The following is a 20,208-nucleotide window of genomic DNA, read 5'->3' on the forward strand; positions in this document are numbered from 1 at the left end:
ACCTTCTATAACTAATTATTCCTTAAATTAACATTCTGAAGTTGGGGAAATGCAGAGGTAACTGTTACATCATCTAAATGACTATAAGTCGCATCAAATACTGCTAAAACCGCACTCTTCTTTAAGTAACCCCTTAAAATGTAAATATTAAAAGGCTATTCTAAAAATATTTTCAGGGGATTGAACAATTTTTTAGGAAATAAGCGTCTAAGTAGTAGAATTGAAGCGAGGTGAGTTGTCGTTGGAACAAATTGTAGAACAATATGGTGAATATTTATATCATCTTAATTATTTGTATATGAAGGATTTTCAGCTTGCAGAGGAAGTTACACAGGACGTACTAATGAAGTATCAATTACATAAAGACGATTTTAGAAATGATGCTTCATTGAAAACATATTTAACTCGTATCGCTATTAATTGTTGTCATGATGAACTACGAAAACAAAAGAGAAAATCATTTATTTCGAAACTTTTACCACTAGGCAGAACTGAACCATCAGTTGAGCAAACGTATATATCAACCGAAGATTATACAACTATAAAGCAAATTGTCTTCGCATTACCACTTCATTATAGGGAAGTCACTATACTGTTTTATTATGAAGAATTTGATGTTTCTGAAATTGCAAGTTTATTAAATGTATCACAAAACACCGTTCGTACAAGGATTCGTCGAGCGAGAGAATTGTTGAAAACAAATCAGGAACTGGAGGCAATATTTTATGAAGGAATTTAAAGCCAAGCTAAAAGAGGAATTACGACAAGATGCCCCATTTACAAACGACATAAAGCAACGCATTTTGCAACCTAAACCATTAAAAAGAAAGAGTAACTGGCAGGTCGTCTCGGTATCTATTGTAGCTTGTTTATTTATTGGGTTAATGCTATTCGTTGAATTTTCTCAAAAGAATAACCTACAAACAGCTAGTCAGCAAAATGAGCTACTACCGATTGTTGATGATGTTTCCTCTTTAGACGTAATTGAACCGAAATATGCCCATCTACTTGGGGAACAATGGATGCTGCATTTTTTGCCAATGATTATCGATAAGGAAGCCACGATTACGTATGGAGATTATATTGCCTTTTATGGTACTGATGGGCTTGTAGTTTCAACTGTATTAGGATTAGGTGACGATAATGTAACAATGAATCAAGGGCAAATTTTAGTAGATAATACCGCATTAAAAGTTCATGGATTAAATGAGCAAATAAAAAATGAGGATATCAATGATCCATTTAATAATTCTTACTTATTTCATAATTGGGGAACAAAGCCAGAGCCATTCATTGACAAATCGATTTCTACTAAAGAAAAAGAATTTGTTGTTTATGACAATGAGGAAGGCCACACGATTATGAAAATTAATGAAGGGCAATTAGTAGGTAAGGTCGTAGGATTCCAAAATTTTGAGCTAACATTTGAATTGACTGAACAGGAGCAGCAAGTTTTTGTTGCCTTTAAAACGGATTATAATGTTGAAAAGTTAAAAAATATGACACCACAAGCGATTACTAAAATGTTTTTATTAAGCGATATTGAAAAAGATTATGAAACATATGAAGCATTGTTTACAACAAATATTAACGAAGAAACAGAAAGTGTTCGAAGATATTATGAGAAAACAAAAATCGTACGTCAGGAGTTGTTTACAGAGGAAATAAATCGCCTTATTATTGCAAACCTCTTTACGGGGTTAGAGAATGCAGAGTTTGAGCAACAAACAGATACAATCGGGGTTGTAAAATTTATTTCAATTGAAGGAACACAAACAGAGCTAGGTATGGAGAAAAATGCACAAGGAATTTGGCAGCCAGCCTTTAGTAGAGGAATCTATTAGCTTTTAAGAAAGGACATCAATTCACTCTTAAATGCTTGCATTGATGTCCTTCTGATTCTGTTTGGGCGCATCAAAAATCCTTTATGAAGTAAAAACCATCCCAAAGCGTCTCTTGGCAATTTTCATTTCCATGCTATTATAATTCAACCCCGTTCCCAAAATCGTATTTGGGAAGTCTTCTGTGCTTAATGTTGTAAAGCATCATATATATGAGTATACCTTATGCAACAATCTGGGCGCGATTCTTCAATAAGAAGAACGCGTTTTTCCGTTTTAGGATCAGTTCTTGAATAAAAATCTTACGCTGCACAACAACGTTTACCGATTTTTTTTGACCCTATACTTTGATTTAGGAACGTTATTAAGATCTTGTTTATATATATTATAATCTCTACAATTTAAAGATTGCTGAGAACAAAACAAATAATTTTTAACGAGTCTCCGTTGTTAATAATTCAAGTGTTTTCCATACAACAATTTTTTCAACTTCTTCTCCGTCACTATCAAATTTAATTTTTAATCTGCGTGCCTTATCTACTTTTACATCACCCAGCGAAAATTTTATAACAATTTTTCCTTCACCATTAATTTCTTAACCGTTTATGTTTTTTAATTCTCTTCCATACGATTCATCATATAAACCAGTTTTCATTGATGGTTCTGCTCCGAAAATCTCATACTTTATACCATCTTCTTCGTATGTAGTAAGCGAGTCGGGATAATCTTTAACGAATTCAATCGATTTTAGTGTTATCGGGGATTCACCTGTCCATTGAATTGGGGCTACCAAATAAAAAGTTTCTTTTTTCCAATCAGTACCGAATTGCCCTAATAAAAATTCACCGTCCACCTCCTTAACCTGTTTGATACACCCAACTAGTGAAGCTAAACAAATTAAAGAAATTAAACATAATAGTATTCTTTTCATAAAACACCTCTTCGAAATTTTACCATGAAACTATTGGTTATTAGGTAATATTCGTTGATTACCAAAGCGTCCTTTTGTATCTTTTCAATGTGATTCTATTTATATGTTACCTCCATTCAAATCGAGTGAATTGAGAAGTTCTTTTTAAAATGATATCTCAGAGCGTTATTTTCTAATAAAAATAGCGACAAACACTGAATTAACAGTGCTTGTCGCTGTTTGAAATGTTAACAAACTTTCATTTACGAACGGTTTAACCGATTTGTATGTGTTTTTTCAAGCAGTGTGTGAATGCTATCTAAAAGATTGGCGTCTGTGAATGAAATGCTCTGATAGTATTGATTTCTGACTTCCTCATCTTTCTTTTCGTCATAATAAGGAGCGATTTACCTTATTAAAAAGTCTGACTTGGCCGTTTCCCATTCACAGTATATCCAATTTAGTTTTTCCATTATATTTTCAACGCCTTTGCAGATAATTCTTGGTTGAACACCTCCGATAAGTATTTCTCTGTTGTTAAGTACAGCAATCCGTTACCTTCGAGTTTTGGCGAGTTTCCTAAAGGAATGGTTCTCTTTATTAATTGTGCATACAGCTCAGTCTCTGTCAGATTTCGTTCAAAGTTTCTATTGGCATTCACTTTTATGAGTGCAAGTGCACCGGATACATGCGGTGTTGCCATCGAAGTTCCGCTTAGTTTTGCATAAGTTCCGTTTAAATACGTTGAAAGGATTCCTTCACCAGGGGCTACTAAGTCGACTTCATTATTCGAATTTGAAAATTCAGAAGAACTGCGTTGCAGGTTAATGGATCCGACGCTAATGACTTCATTGTAGCAGGCGGGAAAGGCAAATTCATTTGAAGAACTCTGTCCATCTCCCTCATTACCAGCGGCACAAACTACTAGAATTTGATTAGTGATTGCATTTTGAATAGCCTGGTGTAACTCAGGTACATCGACAGAACCTCCGAGGCTCATGGAGATGATATCCACCTTTTGTTCAACTGCATAGTTAATACCATTTATGATCCAGTCGTATTGTCCTGATCCACTTTTATCAAGCACTTTTAAAATCAATAAACTTGCTTCAGGTGCAACACCAACTACTCCCGTGCCGTTATGAATTGCAGCAATTGTGCCAGCCACATGGGTTCCATGGCCATTATAATCGATGTATACATCAGGTTGTCCATCATCATCACGAGTGAAATTCCGTCCGCCGATAATACGCTCACTCAAATCAGGGTGGGTGATGTCGCAGCCTGTGTCCAATATCGCAACAGTGATTCCCTGCCCTTTAGAATTCTCCCAAATTTCTGGTGCTGCAATTATTTCAATACCTTTTGGCACCACTTCGACCATTTCGACCACTTCATCCACTTGATATGGTAATAAGTGTAACTTTTTCTCCATTTGTATCCCTCCTGAAAGAATTAAGTTTTAAGTGTATTCATGGTAGTTGATAATAGTCTAACAATTCTGAATAATTATTAAAAGTTACAATAGATGTGTTTTTATCTAACTAACTGAATTTTAAAAGTGAAAAAAGTATTGGTATCTATTAGTCAATCACACATAATAAGGGGTCTTTGAGGGTTCTGGGAAGTCGTGAGGCACTTCATCACGATAGGCAATTGTTCGTTTCCACGGCCCATTGTTATACCAGATTAAGCGGCTAGGCGTTGCTTCATTCGGTGGTGCATAAAAATTACCTTATAATATTAAAGGGTTTTTTAAAAGGGGGATATGAAAAAGTTTTAACGATTGCTACTCTTTGAAGAATTTAAAATAGCTAGACCCACTATCAAGTTACAAACTTTATTGAGAACTATTCATAATATGATTGGAGGAATTCTAATTGAAAAAGATATTTGGCAAGCATTTTATTATAATAGCTCAATTGATTTAACACATATAGGATTGACAGGTTCAAGTAAGTCGTGGGTAACGCCATCACATGTTAAAAATTCTAGTATTATGACTTATATAACATCCTTTAGTAGCCTTTAAAACTATTACAGTATTTGGGGAGTGGTTAAAATTAAAAGATTAATTATTATCCTTGCTATGCTGGTAGTATTAGTGATATCCGCTACTTTTGGATTCATTCAGTTCAAAAAACATCGTGCTTCTGATATTGTTATGGAGTATTTAACAGAAGTTAAGGGCTATGAGAAATCGGAAATCGTTACTATTGAAAGCGAGTGGACCTTTTTTGGTATACCCAAGTATTATGTAGAAGTGTCTTTTAAAAACGAACCGAATATAATCTATCTATACTTAGCTAATGATTTAAAGGGGCAATTCGAGTATTATACAATTGATGGGAAAACCATTCTTACCGAAAATTTGAAAAATTACGATCCTGTGGAAAACACACATATAAGTATAGAATAATACATATTTCTATAAATTTAACGCGATTCTTCAGTAGGAAGATCGCTTTTTTCCGTTATAAGGCCAGATTGTTGAACAAGGTTTATAGAATGGTAATAATTGGTATGTTATATTGTTAATAGGATATTGATTAAAGGTTCTATAACCGGGCGTATTTCTGCAGAAAAAAAGCGTCTTCGAAATGAAATGGGCCAAGTGTTTAAAAGTATAAATTTCAGGGGGTATATTATGTTTGTAGTAAATGTAGAAGGGGCAATTCGTCGCGATGAGAAATGGCTTTTAATCCGCAGAAGCGAAAAGGAAGAGCATGCTGGTGGAGGTCTCTCATTAGTAGGAGGAAAGTGTGAAATTGAAGGTGCTTCGTCTGATATTCTGGAAAGAACATTAAAACGAGAAGTTTTTGAAGAAGTAGGTAGCGAAATTACAGGCATTAAATATGTAAATAGCTCCTCCTTCGTGACAGAATCAGGGATAAATGTGATCGATATTGTTTTCCTATGTCATCATAAATCTGGAGAACCTTACGCTAAAAGTACTGAAGAAGTGGATGATGTTATTTGGATGACTACATCTGAGGTTCTTGCACATACGGAACTACCTTTATTTCTAAAAGAAAACATTAAACTTGCAGAGAAAACACTACAAGGTAATTTGCAGATGAAATATTAGTTATTCATATTCCATAATCGGGTGCAATTCTTGAAAAGAATTGTGCTTTTTACGTAATCGGGCCAAATTGTTGAGTAAGTAAAAATCCTAATTAATAACGATAAGATCTTTTCTATACAAGTTTTTATGCAAATTAAAGAACAAGCCCAGCAAGTATAAATAACCGTGCCATCAACGGTTTTCGTCATCTGTAAAAAATGCTGCAGAATGTTCATACAAAAAGGCGCGAAACGGTGATATAATAACGTTCGTGCCTTTTTAATGTGTCCCCATACTTAGATTTGGGAACGTTTATTTGTATAGATTTGTATTCTTTATAAATTTTTATTCCTCTAATTTTTTTCTTAAAAGAAAAAGATTCACAATAACAACAACAGCAATAATAATATTTAATATTATTAGCGAAATTTTATTTCCAAATAACATTAGAGGTATTGAAATTATATTTATGAATGGCTCCATATCAGGTATATCAAAACCCAAAATCGCTAATAATACCAGCCCGATAATAATCCCACTACAACAAATTAATATTATAAACAACCATTTTAATAAATGTAGTGTCACTACAAATGCTCTCTCAAAAAAATTTTGAAACATATAAACCTCTTCCTAATTAATCACTATCCAAAAATTATACCCTACTCTTTAAACTATTTATTTACCAATTTACGTTAATAATTTTAAAAAACTTACCCAAAGCGTTGTTTAGGTGCATTTTTTGGTATTTGAAAAGTGTAGTTATTCGTTTGATTCTGTATCTAATTTGGTAATTAGCATTTGAAGTATCGCTTTTTGTTCAGGATTTGTAACATCTATTTGAAATTCTTTGGGCATTGTTGAGCGTTCACCGTTGAATTTTAGAGTTTTATCCAATACTTCAAAATCTATTTCATCGATTGATTCATCTTCTAATTCACAATAAGCTGCAATGATTCTGTACTCGTTATCTTCATTTTCTACAAATGCAAGCCTTGAATTAAAGGTCTCAAAATCCACTTGTGTACTTAAATAATCCGATACAATACCTAAGATATCAACTTCATTCAATTTGAAATACTGACGTTTAGCGTTCATAGTTACTCCTTACGTGTTAGGTTGATTAAAACCAGTATAATCTAAAACGCAACCAAACAGTCGTTTGGTAACATTTTGTCACTAACGTTGTATATCAGCATAGTGCCATGCTTATTCCATAATCGGGCGCTTTTCTTGAATAAGAAAAGTGCTTTTGAAGAATTATTATTCCGCGTTTCACAAGGTATTACCCATCACTGCGGCGTTAGTGTACCTCCACCCATAAAAGACATATGTAAAAGACCATTGTTATGACAACGGTCTTCTTTTTTATTGCATTATTTTTAATTCTTAATTTATATATAAACACTTTATTCAACATTCGGGCCATATTACGGAGTAACTCTCAATAAGGAATTTTTGTATATTTATGTTAAAATCAAGTAACTTGATTTATGAGAGGAGAAAAAAAGATGATTGAGTTACGAAAAATAGATGGGGATAACATAGATGAAGTAATAGCGCTTGATGTTGAAGAAAACCAGAAAGAATTTATAGAAACTACTAATCTTAGAAGCTTCGCAGACGCGCATATGTTGAACACAGATGGTATACCAGCTACTCCACTAGCTATTTATGTGAATAATACGATGATTGGATTTCTGATGTATATTTATGATACGACGGATCATGAATCATTTCAAAATGAAGTTTATTACGGGAAAAAGGCCTATTTCATTTGGCATTTTATGATTGATAAACGTTATCAGGGGAAAGGCTATGGCAAGCTTGCTTTTGAAAAAATGTTGGTGGATATTGAAAGTCTCCCAAATGGTGAATCACAATATGTAAATCTCTTTTATCATAAAAATAATGTCATAGCTAAAGAATTATATGCTTCATTAGGTTTTGAAGAAACAGGCATCATTCAGGATAATTCGGTGCATGCGATTAAAAATCTGAAGGGAAAATAACGAATTAATTTTACAGATGCTTAGATGTACAAGTAAAAAGCAGTAATCACTGATAATATTCAACAAACGGGCGTAATTCTTGAAAAAAGTATTGCATTTTCTTCAGCTAAAAGGCCAGTTAATTGAATAAGAAATATTCAGCTTTTTGAATATCTGTAAAATAAATAAGAGGTTAATAATGGGAAAACAAAAATTAAAAACTATATCTACACAGATAGTTATTTGGGGTTGGGTGTTTACAATTGTTCCTTGGCTTTTGCTTTTCATAGGGTCTTTTGCTTTTTATTTCCAAAGCGTAATAGGGATGTATATTGGTATTTTGTTGTATTATCTGAACTTTGTTAATCTAGCACTACTGCTGTTCTTGGGTAATAAATATAAAAAAGAAAAATTTTATTTAAGGAATCTGCTTTTCATACTTTCATTATTAATTATAAAGCCTTTATTAACCGATACTAAGTTATTTAGGTGGATTGATATGCTTTTTAGATGGGATTATTATCATTAAAAAATCCTTTAATTAAGTTAACAAGTATATAAGTCAGTAAGCAGTATAAAAATGATCTACAAATCGAACATCATTATGCATTATCTTGATATCGAGCGGCAAACTCTCCAATAAAGAAGGTGATAATATTGGTACATTGTTTTTACATAAACAAACTACACAATATTATGGTTGGTATGCTCATTGGAAAATTGGAAAATATACTTATCAATTATATGTTCGCCCATCAGTAAATATTGATATAGATATGATAACTGGATTTATAAAGACATTAAAAGAAGTGGAATAAGTTATATCAAAATAAAATATAAAGCGATATTCACTAAATCAAAATTGCTAATTAAAACTTACCGGTATTCAACAATTGAGTAAATGGCACAATTTAATAAAATATAGAGGTGTGTACTTGTGATAATACTTAATCAAAGTGATTTTGAAAAGTTAAAAAGTACTTTAAACAAAAGCAATATAACATGTCCGACTTTCGTATATTCAATTATGGATGGCTATATACAAGGAACAGTTTATGCAGACTCTAAATCTCCTAAGTCAGTTCTGATTGGAACAAATTCAGGTATTTATTTTGTGGGAGGAGAGGTAGATAACTTGGATTTTAATAAATTTCTCTTTGAACTGTATAGGCATAGGAAAAATAATAAATTACGATTCAGTTTATTTTCTACATCGGAAAAATGGAATTGTGCAATAATGAATCAGTTAAAGGATGAAATAAAGCAACTAAGCAGATTTTCTTTTGAACATACTGATAAAGAAATAGATAGAAAAGTGGCACTATCCAGTGAATATACTATAGAAAAAATAAACAAAGAAATAATAAAGAAAAGCTTGGAATTTAATGAAGATTACTATAAAGAATATTGGGGGTCCACGTCAAATTTTATTGAAAAGGGTTTTGGATTCTGTATTTTACATAATGAGAAAGTTATTAGTGAATGTTCTGCAATTTTTTCATCTCAAGAATTTGCAGAGATTGATATCATTACTCACAAAGATTATAGAGGAAAAGGATTAGCAGCTATAACCGCAACCGCATTTATAGAGTTTTGTTTGGAAAGTGGTATCATTCCTAAATGGGACTGTGATGTATCAAATGATTCTTCTATAAAATTAGCAGGAAAATTAGGGTTTGTTACTCCTGTTAACTATTCAATTTTCGTTTAGAAGCATTAAACTAACTCCCTTTACAACAATTGAGCGCGATTCTTCAATAAGAAAATCGCGTTTTCCTGTATTATGAAGGTAAATAAATTCCCCAATTATATGAAATGGAAGTTAGGAGTTGAAGAAGGTGAACGATTTACAGCTAATATAACGATGCCTTCTGAAAAAAATATGCTGGTCTCAAGATTAGATAATGCAATTGCAAGAACTGCAAACAATGTATTTTGTGAAAGATGTCAGTAAAGGACATAAAAAAATAATTTATAAAAGAGCAAGAAGCACTTATAAAGTATACAAAATAAACCCAATAAACGTTGGGAATACACCGAAAAGCTATGAACACTGTTAAATTAGCATTCATAGCTTTTTTTATAGAACATTACCTAGGCAGTTTTTTTATGCACGGTATATAAACATATATGAAGTAACGTAAGTTGAAAATGATAATTCTTTTATATAAAAACCATATTTGAAAGTACTTCCTACTAATTTTAAAGTAAGGACTTACTAAGTGTTTATAAGCTGTGTAAAAAAAGGATTTCTTTTTCATTGACATTATACCTCATGGGGTATATTATAAGGACAGAAATAGCCGACATACTGATGGCTATTCGGAAGCAATTTTATCAAAATTAAATGTTTGACATATACCCCAAGGGGTAGTATAGTGTGAGTAACAAATCATTTCAAAAGAGGTGAGCGTATGCAATATGATCCAAAAGTGTTGGCTCGTATGAAAAAGGTCGAAGGACAGCTTCGCGGCATTTTACGGATGATGGAAGAAGAAAAGGACTGCAAAGATGTGATTACACAACTAAGTGCTGTCCGCTCTGCTGTTGACCGTACAATTGGTGTGATCGTAACGGATAACTTAGTGGAGTGTCTTTCAAAAGAAGATGCTGAAACGATGGATAAAAATGCCATGGTTAAACAGGCAGTAGATTTACTAGTAAAAAGTCGATAAGGCTTTTTATTTTTTAAATATTATATACCTATAGGGGTAGGGGGACATACATTGGAAAAGAAAAGAACAACAATCGTATTATTCAGCGGTGATTACGACAAGGCGATGGCCGCTTACATTATTGCAAACGGTGCGGCAGCATATGATCATGAAGTAACAATATTTCATACCTTCTGGGGTATCAATGCATTAAGAAAACAAGAACCGGTAGCGGTTAAAAAAGGTTTCCTTGAAAAAATGTTTGCCAAGATGATGCCAAAAGGTGCAGAGAAATTAGGTTTATCAAAAATGCAAATGCTAGGCATGGGTCCTAAAATGATCAAGCACGTTATGAATAAGCATAATGCATTGACGTTGACACAGTTAATTGAAATGGCGCAGGAACAGGACATTAAGCTTGTGACATGTACAATGACAATGGATTTACTGGGACTTGAAAAAGAAGAATTACTGGACGGTATCGAGTATGCTGGTGTGGCCGCTTATTTGGCGGATGCTGAAGATGGAAACGTAAACTTATTTATTTAAGAGGTGACTTATGGAAACAATCTTATTAATCGCCGTAATCGCAGCATTTTTGATCTGGCGTATGAAGCCGGCAAAAGGTGTCAATACGATGACAACGGCACAGCTTAAAGCAGTGCTCAATGACAAAGATAAAGTTTTTGTCGATGTACGGACACCTGCTGAGTATAAAGCGCGCAATGTGAAGCAATTTAAAAATATCCCGCTTGGCTCCGATTTTTCTAAACTGCCAAAGGATAAGGAAATTGTTGTCATTTGCCAGAGCGGGATGCGTTCGAAACAGGCATGTAATCAACTGAAAAAATTAGGCTATGAAAAAGTCACGAATGTACGTGGCGGCATGAGTGCATACTAAGGAGGAAAATGTAATGAAAACAATTTTAGCAGAACAAGTTCAAGCAAAATTAGAAGCCGGAGAAGCGATTCATTTAATCGATGTTCGCGAAGTGGCGGAAGTAGAAGCAGGCCATATTCCAGGCGTTACACATATTCCATTAGGATTACTGGAATTCCGCATGCATGAATTGGATAAAAAAATCCCGTATATTATGGTTTGCCGTTCAGGTGGCCGCAGTGGTCAGGCAACAGCATTTCTGGAGTCACAAGGGTTTGATGTGACGAATATGACAGGCGGTATGCTTGAATGGAACGGCGAAGTAAAATAAAAAAATTTTAAAATAAATTATACCCTTACTGGTATGAGTGGAGGATAAAGATGATTAAATCAGACGTACAACTTGATGCAAAAGGTTTAGCTTGCCCAATGCCGATTGTGAAAACGAAAAAAGCGATGAATGACGTGGCAGAAGGACAAGTATTGGAAATTCAGGCAACAGACAAAGGCTCGGTAGCAGATTTAGCGGCATGGTCGAAAACAGTCGGCCACCAATATATCGGATCAAATGAAGTAAACGGTGTGTTTTATCACTATATCCGTAAATGTAATCCGGAAATCAGTGAAGCAGCGGAAAAATCTTTTGAACATACGATTTCAAATGAAGATGCTGTAAAAGAAGAAGGCATGATTCTGGATGTACGTGAAGCAGCAGAATACGCTTTCGGTCATATTCCCGGGGCAAAATCAATTCCGATGGGTGAATTGGCACAGCGTTTGAATGAACTGGACCAAGACCAAACTATTTATGTGATTTGCCGTACAGGTACACGCTCAGATATGGCAGCAAAACAACTGGCTGAATCTGGATTTACAAAAGTATACAACGTCTTGCCTGGAATGACAGGTTATGAAGGCGAATTACAGAAAGAGGTAGAGTAATATGACAAACAAAGTAGCAATCATCGCAGCGAATGGCGGACTTTTCGATGCGTATAAAGTATTCAATATCGCAACGGCAGCAGCAGCTTCTGAAAAGGAAGTAGAAATTTTCTTCACTTTCGAAGGCTTAAACTTAATCCACAAGCAAGGGATGCATGCACTTGAAATGCCTGCAGGTAAAGAACACTTTGCGGAAGGCTTTGCCAATGCAAATGTACCGGCAATCCCGCAATTAGTAGAAATGGCACAGGATTTAGGTGTGAAGTTCATCGCTTGTCAAATGACAATGGACGTAATGGGTCTGACAAAAGAAGATTTCGTGGATGGTATTGAAGTAGGCGGTGCAGTTACATTCCTTGAATACGCAAAGGATGCAGCACCAACTTTAACGTTTTAATATAAAAAATTTTAAACAAAAATATACCTATGGGGGTAATTTAGATGACAGTAAAAGCATGGACAGCCGCACAAGTGGCGCGTAAAGTAATTGAAAACAAAGAATTGTTTATTTTAGATGTTCGTAATGAAGACGCATTTAAAGACTGGAAAATTGACGGTCACAAATTCGAGTACTTAAACATTCCTTACTTCGATTTATTAGACGGTGTAGAAGAAATTTTACCACAAATCCCAACAGACAAAGAGGTATTGGTTGTATGTGCGAAAGAAGGCTCTTCTATCATGGTCGCAGAAATGATAGCTGAAGCAGGTCGTGAAGTAGCTTACCTTGAAGGCGGTATGAAATCTTGGTCAATGTACCTTGAGCCAATTAAAGTCGGCGATTTAGCAAACGGAGGTGAACTATACCAGTTCGTACGTTTAGGAAAAGGCTGTCTTTCTTACATGGCGATTTCTGAAGGCGAAGCGGCGATTATCGACGCAGTACGTTTCACAGAAGTATTCACGAAGTTCGCTGAAGAAAAAGGTGTTGAGATTAAATACGTTTTCGATACACACTTACACGCTGACCACATTTCTGGTGGTCGTCACATCGCTGCAGCTACTGGTGCAACATACTACTTACCACCTAAAGATGCAGAAGAAGTGGTATTTGACTATGCACCACTTGAAGACGGTTTAAAAGTACAATTAGGTGCTTCTGAAATCGAAGTAGGCGCACTTTATTCACCTGGTCACACAATCGGTTCAACATCATTTGTCATCGACGGTAAATACTTATTAACAGGTGACATCTTATTCATCGATTCAATCGGTCGTCCAGACTTAGCAGGACTTGCCGAAGACTGGGTTGGAGACTTACGCGAAACATTATATTCTCGCTACCGCACATTAGCAGAAGACTTAATCGTGTTACCAGCTCACTTTATGATCATTGACGAGCTGAACGAAGACGGAACAGTAGCAAAACGCCTTGGAGATTTATTTGCTGAAAACCACGGTTTAAACGTGGAAGACGAAGCAGGATTCCGCTCAATGGTAACAGATAACTTACCACCACAGCCAAACGCTTACCAAGAAATTCGCCACGTTAACATGGGCAAAATTACACCTGATAACGACGAGCAAACGGAAATGGAGATCGGTCCTAACCGTTGCGCAGTACGCTAATTGAAAGCTGGAAATTGAAATGTTAAACCTATGTGTGCCTCACGCTAAAGAGGCACACAACCGTGTTACACGGGAAACTTATAGATCGCTTACAACAAACAAATTTAAGAATAGAGGAATTTCAAATGAATATTACACAAACATTAGATGCAAAAGGCTTAGCATGTCCAATGCCAATCGTAAAAACGAAAAAGGCAATCGATAAAATTAACTCTGGTGAAGTACTAGAAGTATTAGTAACGGATAAAGGTGCTTTAAATGATTTCAAAGCATGGGCAGGTGCAGGCGGCCACTCTATCGTAGAACAAAAAGAAGAAGCGGGCGTTCTGTACTTCTATATTCAAAAAGCATAAAAAAATAGCGGATAGAGACTGATTCTATCCGCTTTATCTTTATTCAGCGGGTGTAGATCACGCCCGTTGAATAAAGATAGGCCCCGGTTGAAGTAACAAATTCAGCCTAGGCATAATTGAATTTTTTGAAAGAAGGAAAACATATGGAAATCGATTTATCATTGATGTATATAGCGGTCATATTTGGACTTGGCTTTATCGGCTCGTTTCTTTCAGGCATGCTCGGTGTCGGCGGTTCGATCATCAAATACCCGATGCTGCTTTATATTCCGCCATTGTTCGGTTTAGTTGCATTTACCGCACATGAAGTTTCCGGAATTAGCGCCGTTCAAGTGTTATTCGCCTCAATTGCAGGGGTTTGGGCTTACCGGAAAAGCGGGTTGCTGAACAAGGATCTCATTATATATATGGGCGCCGCGATTTTGGTCGGCAGCTTTATTGGCAGTTACGGTTCAGGGTTTTTATCTGAAGATGCCGTCAATATTGTGTACGGACTACTCGCTGCCATTGCGGCTGTAATGATGCTGATTCCAAAGAAAACAGTTGAAGAGCAAACAGAAATTACATTCAACAAAGTACTGGCGAGCTCCCTTGCGCTAATTGTCGGAGTAGGTTCCGGAATTGTCGGGGCAGCAGGCGGATTTTTACTCGTTCCGATTATGCTGACGGTGCTGAAAATTCCAACGCGCATCACGATTGCAACAAGTTTGGCCATTACGTTCATCTCATCAATCGGCGGCAGTATCGGCAAAGTGATGACTGGCCAAGTAGAATATTGGCCGGCTTTCATCATGATTATTGCAAGTATTATCGCGGCTCCGCTTGGGGCAAAGGTCGGACAGAAAATGAATGTTAAAATCCTGCAATGGCTCCTTGCGATTATGATCGGTGCCACAGCTATTAAAATTTGGGTAGATATTTTACAATAATAATAGACTAGAAAGAGGGGAGCGTCAGTTTAAGCTCCTCTCTTTTTGCATTTTCACAATGGCTCAATACATCTTTACAAATCTAGCATTCCAGATTTACAAAAGAACTTTACAATGAAATCGAATTACAAATTAGCGGTTGCTTAGGAGGATATTTCATTGATGAAGAACAAGAAAAAATGGTTTACTTATGCACTTGCAGGGACAGTAGCAGTATCATCACTTTCGGTTATGCAGTTCAATTCAGAGGCTGAAGCAAAACAGGCGAAAAAGGATCCGACAAATGTCATCATGCTTGTGATGGACGGTTCCAGCAATAATGCGGTATCGCTGGCACGCTGGTACAAAGGCGAGAGTCTCGCAATGGATGAAATTTTAACAGGTGGTGTGACAACACACTCGGCCGAATCAGCGATTACAGACTCGGCACCGGCTGGAACGGCTCTCGCTACGGGTCACAAATCAAACAGCGGGTATGTAGGGGTACTGCCATCCGTAGTTGATATGCCGGGCGTAGAAGGAAACCCCGACAATGCATTTAAACCAGTTGCAAATGTGTTAGAAGGAGCGAAACAACTAGGCAAGGCTACAGGAATCGTGTCAACTTCTGAAATTCAGCATGCGACACCTGCCAGTTTCTCTTCCCACGTAACGTCCCGCAGCAACTATGACGATATCGGTGAGCAGCAAGTGTATCAAAATATGGATGTGATACTTGGCGGTGGATATGATTATTTAAAATCAGAAAACCGGAAAGATGGCGAAAATCTAGTTAGTGTGATTGAAGAGAAAGGATATGACCTCATTACGACACGTGATGAGTTATTAACAACTAAATCCGATAAAATTTACGGAAGTTTTGCCGGTAGTTCTTTAGCATATGAACTAGATCGTACGAAAACAAATCCAAATGAGCCTTCGTTAGCAGAAATGACGTCTACAGCGATTAATACGCTGAACAAAGACAAGGATGGATTCTTCCTGATGATCGAAGGCAGTAAAATCGACTGGGCAGCCCATGCGAATGATCCAATCGGAATGGTGACGGATATTTTGTCATTCGATGATGCGGTAAATGAAGCGCTGAAATTTGCGAAGAAAGACAAAAATACGATGGTTATAGCTGTAACAGACCACGGCAACAGCGGGATTACGATTGGTAATGAAAACACAAACTCTACATATGACAAAATTAATATTTCCAATTATATTAACCCATTGAAGAAGGCAACGATGACAGTCGAAGGCGCACTCAGCCACTTAAAGCCAGATCGTTCGAATTTAGTGGAAGTAGCGAAACTATATGGACTGGATCATTTAACTGGAGAAGAAACGGCTGCCCTGAATGCAACAGAAACGAAGAAGCTTGCCGGTACATTCGTCAATCTTTTATCAAAACGTGCGGATTTAGGATACACTACTGGAGGACATACAGGCGATGACGTATTCCTGTACTCTTATGGACCAAAACGCATTTCCGGACTAGTAGATAATACTGATTTAGCAAAAGAAATGGCCAACTTCATGGGCATTAAGTTAGATAAATTAACAAAAGATCTTTACGCTAACGCAGAAGCAGCACTGAATGGCAAAGGAATAACGACTACAATCGACCTTTCGGATAAGGAAAATGCGGTACTTGTAGTGAAAAAAGGCACGACTACTTTTGAAATTCCTGAAAATAAAGATGTTATCATTAAAAAAACAACGGATAAATCAGGCAAAGAGACTACAAATGAAATTCAGACAAATACAATCAGCGTATATAATGAAAGTGGTTTCTATATTTCAAAAGAAACAATCAAGAATTTGAAGTAAATGCTAAATTATCCTCGCCGGCTCGTTTGGTGAGGATTTTTTGTTTAAAGTAATCAGGGGAATTTTTTAAAGGTAATCAATCATTCGATGTCGAAACTAGAAAATATTAGTTAACATGGAGGTAAGGGAATGCACGTCGAAACTGAAAGATTATTAATACGGAAATTTGAAATGACCGATTTACAGGTAGTATATGAATATACATCCGATGCCAATGTGATGAAATATATACCTGAAGGGGTTTTTACAGAAGAAATGGCAAAAGATTTTATCGAACAAAACTTGGGGGAGGAAGCGGAGAAGTTCGCGGTCAAATTGAAAGGTGAAAATATTTTGATTGGGCATCTATTTTTCGGTAAATATTTCGGCGATCATACTTATGAAATTGGTTGGGTATTCAATCCGAAATTTTATAATAAAGGGTATGCTACTGAAGCGGCTCACGCAATGTTACAATATGCCTTTGAAGAAATGAAACTACATAGAGTGATCGCAACTTGCCAGCCACAAAATCCGCCATCGTATCGTGTAATGGAGAAGATCGGCATGAGAAGGGAAGGGTATTTCAAAAAATGCATTCCAAACGGGGATGAGTGGTGGGATGAATACTACTACGCGATTTTAGGTGAAGAGTGGAAGTAAGCTGCATTAAAAAAGGAGAAAAGATTATGGCAGATTATACAACTAAGAGAAAAGTAATTTTAGATTTGGCAATTACTTTAGATGGATTGATTGAAGGAAAGAACGGTGAAATAGATTGGTGCATTATGGATCCGGAAATGAACTTTAACGATTTTTTGAATCAAGTAGATACAATTTTTTACGGCAGAAAAAGCTATGACTTATGGGGACAATTTATTCCTGAAGAAGGGGGCTCCGAAACTGACAAAGAGATGTGGGATTTGGTTCATAGTAAAGAGAAATATGTGTTTTCCAGAACTCAAAACGGGACCGATCAAAAAGCAATATTTATAAATGATAACATCCGTGAAGAAGTGATTAAATTAAAGAACAAACCTGGTAAAGATATTTGGCTATATGGCGGAGCAAGCCTCATTACAACTTTTATCAATTTAGGGCTTGTTGACGAATTTAGATTATCCATTCATCCAGTCGTACTGGGAGAAGGCAAACCGCTGTTTATCGATATTCAAGAGAGGTTAAATTTAAAAGTCGTGAATACAAAAACATTCTCTTCCGGTGTTGTACAAATCATTTATCATTATGAGGGGAACTAATCGCATCGTAAATTACAGGTGACAGACTTGAATCAGTAAGCTGAAGAGGTTCTGAAATGGTCCAAAAGGAGATTTACTATTGATCAAACAAATTGCAGTTATATTGTTGACTTTACTAATGATAACCGGTTGTAATAATAGCGATATGATACGAAATACAGAAATTGAAAAAAGACTGCATTCATCGATTATTATGGTATCCGATAATAGTACCAGCAAAACCTATCTAAACACATTTGAAGATTTTGAATGGGACAAGGCGTTTTTAGTTCAGCCATATACGACACAGGCAGGTATAGAAGAACAGACCGGCGTTAAATTCACTGATCCAAGCAACATTGGTTCAAGAGATGATATTTATCTATTGGTTTTTGTCAAGGAGGATAAAGCTGTTCAGTATGCAGAAATTGAACGTTTACATACCACTTTTTCTTTAGGCGATAAAGAGTACCTTGAGCCTTCAGATGATGTAATCTATATTGAAAGATAATCCCAAAAAATGCATTTAAAATTATGTTGATAAATAGGTTGCTTTCCTAAAAGAAAGGGTATATGATTTACTACAGTTTTGGATAAATAAGAAGTGAATCTTCTTCAAAATTATGTAGTAAAGGAGTGTAGTAATGGAGATTGGTGTAAAAGCAAAAAAAGAAGTTAAACCTAGGCTTAAAATTAACAATGCGGATTTCTTCTGGTTTTTCTTTTTTGTTGCGCTACCCTTTATTTCTATAGTTTATTCGATCGCTGAATTTCTTTATAAGAATTGAATTCTCGTCATTCACCAAGCATTACTATACAAGGCATCTGCTAAGTGATTTTGAGATTAAATAAATATGACTTGAAAGAACATTTTTCTGATATATGGAAAGTGTTCTTTTTTGAATTTACTTTATTTTACAATATATGTATAATTATAATTATAGATTTATATTTATTAGAAGGGGTGTTAATTTGAAAGTTGAAATGAATATTGAACCAGCAAAAGCGGTGAAAGTGATCCATCAAGCGTTCAAGCGTTACGAAACAGATCCTCAACCTTCCAGTGCTTTAAATGAAACAGCAGATTCCATTATTACTGAGGTAAAACAAGGGACGGAAATGTTCGGGGTATACGATAACGATGAATTAATAGCACTCGTGAAATGCATTTTAAATGATGAGTTTATTTATTTTTCAAGATTGTCTGTGTTACCTAAGAACCAAGGGAAGGGCGTAGCAACTAACTTGGTGAAATATTTAGAAAGCTACGCTGTGCAAAATAATATATTTGTTTCAAAATGCAAAGTTCGAAAAAGTGAAAAGAATAATATCGCGCTTTATTCAAAAATGGGATATAAAATCGTGAAGGAAGAAATCATCATTAATAAAAATGGTGATGAAATTCCAGCTGTAACTATGCAAAAGAATCTCCAAATACATAATATAATGTAAAGATAAATTAATAAAAAAAGAACTCGATTCCGTTTATTCGAAATCGAGTTTTATTTTGCATTACCGATATGAAGCTGTCGCTATAGACTGACAAGGTTGACTAATTCTGGTTATACAATTCCTTATATAGAACATATTTTAGCGCAGAAATTTCATCTTCTGACAGCGTACCTTCCATTTCAGAAACTACTTCATCGATACTAATTGAACCGTTTTGCGCCTGCTCCTGAATCGTTAGTAAACGATTAATGCCAACTTTTTTGATTAACAGACGAGTTGCTTCTTCCTTCGTTTGGAAGGGAAGAGAATCGGGATTCGTAGTTGCTGCTTCGTTTACGATTTCCTGAAGCTTCGGATCTTTTGCAATATAGGATTTCACTTCTTCTTTATCTTCATCATTTAAATTAGCTTCTACTTGTTCGACGATTTTTTCGGAAGCGATATTTGTCCCAAAATGCCACACAGCATAACCGGCTGCTCCAAGTAAAACAAGAATAATTACAGTAATAGTTAAAAATTTCTTCATCGAATCACTCCTGACAATTTGAATATAGCACAACCTCTAAAAAATCACGAAGGAAAAAT

27 protein-coding genes are annotated in these 20,208 nt (G+C 35.6%); 22 read left to right on the forward strand and 5 right to left on the reverse strand.

Annotated features, from left to right (window positions below):
- Window positions 1-241: 241 nt before the first annotated feature.
- Together ACQKN3_RS03020 and ACQKN3_RS03025 are read left to right on the forward strand one after the other, a co-directional pair.
- Window positions 242-739 (forward strand): RNA polymerase sigma factor, encoded by a 498-nt coding sequence (locus tag ACQKN3_RS03020; RefSeq protein WP_427709268.1) that lies wholly within the window; start codon window positions 242-244, stop codon window positions 737-739.
- Complete coding sequence (locus ACQKN3_RS03025) at window positions 726-1,844, forward strand: hypothetical protein (protein ID WP_427709270.1); 1,119 nt, start codon at window positions 726-728, stop codon at window positions 1,842-1,844. Before ACQKN3_RS03020 ends, ACQKN3_RS03025 begins: the two co-directional genes overlap by 14 nt.
- A 592-nt stretch (window positions 1,845-2,436) precedes the next feature.
- On the opposite strand, the gene ACQKN3_RS03030 is transcribed toward ACQKN3_RS03025, so the two are convergent.
- Both ACQKN3_RS03030 and ACQKN3_RS03035 read right to left on the reverse strand, forming a co-directional pair.
- Complete coding sequence (locus tag ACQKN3_RS03030) at window positions 2,437-2,772, reverse strand: hypothetical protein (protein ID WP_427709272.1); 336 nt, start codon at window positions 2,770-2,772, stop codon at window positions 2,437-2,439.
- 451 nt (window positions 2,773-3,223) lie between these two features.
- Window positions 3,224-4,186, reverse strand: a complete 963-nt coding sequence (locus ACQKN3_RS03035) for a S8 family peptidase (protein ID WP_427709274.1) — start codon at window positions 4,184-4,186, stop codon at window positions 3,224-3,226.
- A 618-nt stretch (window positions 4,187-4,804) separates the two neighbouring features.
- Here ACQKN3_RS03035 and ACQKN3_RS03040 point away from each other — a divergent pair.
- Together ACQKN3_RS03040 and ACQKN3_RS03045 are read left to right on the forward strand one after the other, a co-directional pair.
- The gene (locus ACQKN3_RS03040; RefSeq protein WP_427709276.1) at window positions 4,805-5,170 is read left to right on the forward strand and encodes a DUF3139 domain-containing protein; all 366 of its coding nucleotides are present in this window, start codon (window positions 4,805-4,807) and stop codon (window positions 5,168-5,170) included.
- Window positions 5,171-5,398: 228 nt separating this feature from the next.
- Window positions 5,399-5,839: an NUDIX hydrolase gene (locus tag ACQKN3_RS03045; protein ID WP_251687235.1), complete on the forward strand. Its 441-nt coding sequence runs from the start codon at window positions 5,399-5,401 to the stop codon at window positions 5,837-5,839.
- A 324-nt stretch (window positions 5,840-6,163) separates the two neighbouring features.
- Here ACQKN3_RS03045 and ACQKN3_RS03050 read toward each other — a convergent pair whose 3' ends face one another.
- Window positions 6,164-6,439: a hypothetical protein gene (locus ACQKN3_RS03050; protein ID WP_427709278.1), complete on the reverse strand. Its 276-nt coding sequence runs from the start codon at window positions 6,437-6,439 to the stop codon at window positions 6,164-6,166.
- A 141-nt stretch (window positions 6,440-6,580) separates the two neighbouring features.
- Entirely contained in the window at window positions 6,581-6,916 is a 336-nt protein-coding gene (locus tag ACQKN3_RS03055; protein ID WP_427709280.1) for a hypothetical protein, read from the reverse strand.
- 413 nt (window positions 6,917-7,329) lie between these two features.
- On the opposite strand from ACQKN3_RS03055, the gene ACQKN3_RS03060 reads away from it, so the two are divergent.
- The 18 genes from ACQKN3_RS03060 (at window position 7,330) to ACQKN3_RS03145 (ending at window position 19,623) form a co-directional block, all read left to right on the forward strand.
- Entirely contained in the window at window positions 7,330-7,830 is a 501-nt protein-coding gene (locus ACQKN3_RS03060) for a GNAT family N-acetyltransferase (RefSeq protein WP_427709282.1), read from the forward strand.
- 178 nt (window positions 7,831-8,008) lie between these two features.
- Complete coding sequence (locus tag ACQKN3_RS03065; protein ID WP_427709284.1) at window positions 8,009-8,338, forward strand: hypothetical protein; 330 nt, start codon at window positions 8,009-8,011, stop codon at window positions 8,336-8,338.
- 408 nt (window positions 8,339-8,746) lie between these two features.
- Entirely contained in the window at window positions 8,747-9,520 is a 774-nt protein-coding gene (locus ACQKN3_RS03070) for a GNAT family N-acetyltransferase (protein WP_427709286.1), read from the forward strand.
- Window positions 9,521-10,223: 703 nt separating this feature from the next.
- Window positions 10,224-10,484 (forward strand): metal-sensitive transcriptional regulator, encoded by a 261-nt coding sequence (locus ACQKN3_RS03075; RefSeq protein ID WP_008404135.1) that lies wholly within the window; start codon window positions 10,224-10,226, stop codon window positions 10,482-10,484.
- Window positions 10,485-10,514: 30 nt separating this feature from the next.
- On the forward strand, window positions 10,515-11,012 hold the full coding sequence (locus ACQKN3_RS03080) for a DsrE/DsrF/DrsH-like family protein (protein ID WP_427711570.1): 498 nt from the start codon (window positions 10,515-10,517) through the stop codon (window positions 11,010-11,012).
- Window positions 11,013-11,022: 10 nt separating this feature from the next.
- On the forward strand, window positions 11,023-11,364 hold the full coding sequence (locus tag ACQKN3_RS03085) for a rhodanese-like domain-containing protein (protein WP_427709289.1): 342 nt from the start codon (window positions 11,023-11,025) through the stop codon (window positions 11,362-11,364).
- Between the two features lie 13 nt (window positions 11,365-11,377).
- Window positions 11,378-11,674, forward strand: coding sequence for a rhodanese-like domain-containing protein (locus ACQKN3_RS03090; protein ID WP_427709291.1), 297 nt, complete (start codon window positions 11,378-11,380; stop codon window positions 11,672-11,674).
- Window positions 11,675-11,724: 50 nt separating this feature from the next.
- The gene (locus tag ACQKN3_RS03095; RefSeq protein ID WP_427709293.1) at window positions 11,725-12,285 is read left to right on the forward strand and encodes a sulfurtransferase TusA family protein; all 561 of its coding nucleotides are present in this window, start codon (window positions 11,725-11,727) and stop codon (window positions 12,283-12,285) included.
- A 1-nt stretch (window position 12,286) separates the two neighbouring features.
- The gene (locus tag ACQKN3_RS03100; RefSeq protein WP_427709295.1) at window positions 12,287-12,682 is read left to right on the forward strand and encodes a DsrE/DsrF/DrsH-like family protein; all 396 of its coding nucleotides are present in this window, start codon (window positions 12,287-12,289) and stop codon (window positions 12,680-12,682) included.
- 44 nt (window positions 12,683-12,726) lie between these two features.
- Complete coding sequence (locus ACQKN3_RS03105) at window positions 12,727-13,854, forward strand: MBL fold metallo-hydrolase (RefSeq protein ID WP_427709297.1); 1,128 nt, start codon at window positions 12,727-12,729, stop codon at window positions 13,852-13,854.
- A 125-nt stretch (window positions 13,855-13,979) separates the two neighbouring features.
- Window positions 13,980-14,207, forward strand: a complete 228-nt coding sequence (locus ACQKN3_RS03110; protein ID WP_251687253.1) for a sulfurtransferase TusA family protein — start codon at window positions 13,980-13,982, stop codon at window positions 14,205-14,207.
- A gap of 143 nt (window positions 14,208-14,350) precedes the next feature.
- Window positions 14,351-15,136 (forward strand): sulfite exporter TauE/SafE family protein, encoded by a 786-nt coding sequence (locus ACQKN3_RS03115; protein ID WP_427709300.1) that lies wholly within the window; start codon window positions 14,351-14,353, stop codon window positions 15,134-15,136.
- A gap of 162 nt (window positions 15,137-15,298) precedes the next feature.
- Window positions 15,299-16,954, forward strand: coding sequence for an alkaline phosphatase (locus ACQKN3_RS03120; RefSeq protein ID WP_427709302.1), 1,656 nt, complete (start codon window positions 15,299-15,301; stop codon window positions 16,952-16,954).
- Between the two features lie 129 nt (window positions 16,955-17,083).
- Complete coding sequence (locus ACQKN3_RS03125) at window positions 17,084-17,596, forward strand: GNAT family N-acetyltransferase (RefSeq protein WP_427709304.1); 513 nt, start codon at window positions 17,084-17,086, stop codon at window positions 17,594-17,596.
- Window positions 17,597-17,622: 26 nt separating this feature from the next.
- Window positions 17,623-18,192 (forward strand): dihydrofolate reductase family protein, encoded by a 570-nt coding sequence (locus ACQKN3_RS03130; protein WP_427709306.1) that lies wholly within the window; start codon window positions 17,623-17,625, stop codon window positions 18,190-18,192.
- Between the two features lie 79 nt (window positions 18,193-18,271).
- Window positions 18,272-18,682: a hypothetical protein gene (locus tag ACQKN3_RS03135; RefSeq protein ID WP_251687264.1), complete on the forward strand. Its 411-nt coding sequence runs from the start codon at window positions 18,272-18,274 to the stop codon at window positions 18,680-18,682.
- A 133-nt stretch (window positions 18,683-18,815) separates the two neighbouring features.
- On the forward strand, window positions 18,816-18,959 hold the full coding sequence (locus ACQKN3_RS03140) for a hypothetical protein (protein WP_251687266.1): 144 nt from the start codon (window positions 18,816-18,818) through the stop codon (window positions 18,957-18,959).
- 184 nt (window positions 18,960-19,143) lie between these two features.
- Window positions 19,144-19,623 (forward strand): GNAT family N-acetyltransferase, encoded by a 480-nt coding sequence (locus ACQKN3_RS03145; RefSeq protein WP_251687268.1) that lies wholly within the window; start codon window positions 19,144-19,146, stop codon window positions 19,621-19,623.
- 100 nt (window positions 19,624-19,723) lie between these two features.
- Here the strand turns inward: ACQKN3_RS03145 and ACQKN3_RS03150 are convergent, their stop codons facing one another.
- Window positions 19,724-20,149 (reverse strand): hypothetical protein, encoded by a 426-nt coding sequence (locus ACQKN3_RS03150; RefSeq protein ID WP_427709309.1) that lies wholly within the window; start codon window positions 20,147-20,149, stop codon window positions 19,724-19,726.
- Window positions 20,150-20,208 lie beyond the last annotated feature (59 nt).

It is taken from the genome of Solibacillus sp. NPDC093137 (assembly GCF_050280445.1).
GTDB classification, from domain to species: domain Bacteria; phylum Bacillota; class Bacilli; order Bacillales_A; family Planococcaceae; genus Solibacillus; species Solibacillus isronensis_B.